Consider the following 2166-nt stretch of genomic DNA (forward strand, 5'->3'; position numbering starts at 1 on the left):
CAGCCCGGCCAGCACCTGCTTCATCAGGTCCCAGAACCAGGGCTGCTCCCAGAATGCCGGGGCATCAAACTCAACCACCTGCTCCGGCGCAAAGGCGGTGTTCATAACGGTCACACTGTCACCGCGGGCCGCCGAGTAGCCAACCGCATCCCGCACCAGCAGACTCAGCCGCTGCAGTTCCTGTTCCTGCCAGGGCTCAAAGGTGACCTCACCGGTTTGCGGGTCCATCACCCGGCGATCATCCACCGCCACCGCAACAGTAAGCCGGCGTATGGCACCCTGAGCCTGACGGATATAGCTTACGGTACGATCGATTTCATAATTCCGGGTCGATTCCCGCCTGACGTCCACGGGCGGCGGCGGCACAACACCGTCTTCATCTGCTTCACCAGCCACTTCCGGTACGGCGGCAGCACCCGGGGGCTGATTCGCAAGTGCGCCGGGAATGCCACCCTGCATGCCGGCGGCCCGCTGTTCCGAGGACTCGCGCTCACTCCGTACCGACTGCTGATCCGGATTGAACAGCTCCTCGGCCCGTTCCACCGCGGAAAAGTCCAGGTCGGCATTCACCTCGGCATTGAAACGGCTGTCACCAACGATGGAACCCACGATGGACGCCACCCGGCGGGTCAGACGGTCTTCGATGCGCTGGCTGTATTCATACTGCTCTTCCATTTGCTGGCGGTTACCCTGTTCCTGCTCGCGGCCGGTCAGCAGATTGCCGCTCTGATCAACTACGGTAACGTTGTCACGGCTCATCTCGGGAATGCTGCCAGCGACCAGATTCACAATGGAATTGATCTGCTCCTGCTCGAGCCGGCGCCCGGCAAACACATTCAGAAAGACAGAAGCCGTCGGCTCACGGGCATCTCTGACAAAAACCGAGCGTTGGGGAATGGCCAGATGAACCCGCGCGTTCTTGACACTGCGCATGCTACTGATGGTGCGGGCCAGCTCGCCTTCAAGACCACGCCGGAAGCTGATGGTTTCCATAAACTGTGAGGTACCAAGACCCCGGTCCTGATCAAGCAATTCATAGCCAATAGTTTGATCGTCAGTAACCCCCTGTGCGGCCAGCTGCATACGGGCGTTATAGACATCCTGCGAAGGCACCAGCAAGGCGCCACTGCGACTGTCCATGCGGTATTTGATGTTGCTCTGATCCAGTACCTGAGTGACATCCTGCGGGTTATAACCTGACAGATCGCCCAGCACCGGCTGATAGTTGGGTTCCTGCGCCCAGAGCACAACCGCCACGCCGAGAGCGACGCTGGCCGCCAGGCCAATCATCAGACCAATCTGGCGAATCAGATTCAGCCGGTTGAACCCGAACAGCAGATCGCTGCGGCGACCATCGTCACCCTCGGAATCGCTCCGAGCCAGGTCCGGGGAATTGATTTCTGCAGGTACACTGGCCATGTTTCAGCTCCGCAATGATTCAGTTGAGTCGGGCGTCAGACCGGCATGTTCATGATGTCTTCGTACGCCTGCACAACCCGGTTACGCACCGTGGTGAGAGCGTCGAAGGAGACACTGGACTTCTGGGCAGCAATCATCACCCGGGTAATGTCCACATCCGGATCACCCCGTTCGTAGGCTGTGCGCAGATCCCCTGCCGTTTGCGACAAGTCATTGACCTGATCCACCGCCCGGGTGAGCATGTCGCTGAACCCCGGCGTTTTCTGGACCTGGTCCGGCCTGGACGGACCATCTACCCGACCACGTACCGATTGGTCATTCTCCACCCGCTGATGCTGCGTCATCTGTGACCGCATGTTACGGATTTCCGAAAGTACGCTGTTGATATCGGCTCGCTCGACCATAAGGCTTCACTCTTCTTGCTGCTAGCTGTACCACCCGTGCGGCCCTGGGGCCCACCGGTCATTGTTGTGTCAGTTAACGGTACAAAAGCAAAAAACCGGCCAGATTTAGATTACCTATTAATTACATACACTTAAGACGAAGCCTTGTTCTCAACGGGAATTGTGTGCCGGGAATTTGACAGGGAGAAAGCGGGGCGTGACTGGCGTTTATAAAGGTGATGTCAAAAAAAACGGCACCTGAAATAGTGCCGCGGCTTAGTAGGCGAGAACGGGATCAACGGGAAGGCGTCGGATGGGTCTTGCCAGAATCGTGCGTAGCCATGGATGGCGGAGCCCGAGCGTA

The 2166-nt window shown here is 58.4% G+C and carries 2 protein-coding genes; both read right to left on the minus strand.

Annotated elements, in window-relative coordinates:
* Positions 1-1419, minus strand: a 1419-nt coding sequence (gene fliF, locus AAC035_RS20890) for a flagellar basal-body MS-ring/collar protein FliF (protein WP_339807043.1), incomplete at its 3' end; no start/stop codon positions are given.
* A gap of 35 nt (positions 1420-1454) precedes the next feature.
* On the minus strand, positions 1455-1823 hold the full coding sequence (fliE, locus tag AAC035_RS20895; RefSeq protein ID WP_339807044.1) for a flagellar hook-basal body complex protein FliE: 369 nt from the start codon (positions 1821-1823) through the stop codon (positions 1455-1457).
* Positions 1824-2166: the final 343 nt, after the last annotated feature.

The organism is uncultured Marinobacter sp., from assembly GCF_963974375.1.
GTDB lineage: Bacteria > Pseudomonadota > Gammaproteobacteria > Pseudomonadales > Oleiphilaceae > Marinobacter.

Coding starts and splice junctions, on each gene's coding strand:
- fliE (WP_339807044.1), bottom strand. CDS start 1,823: ATGGTCGAGCGAGCCGATATCAACAGCGTACTTTCGGAAATCCGTAAC.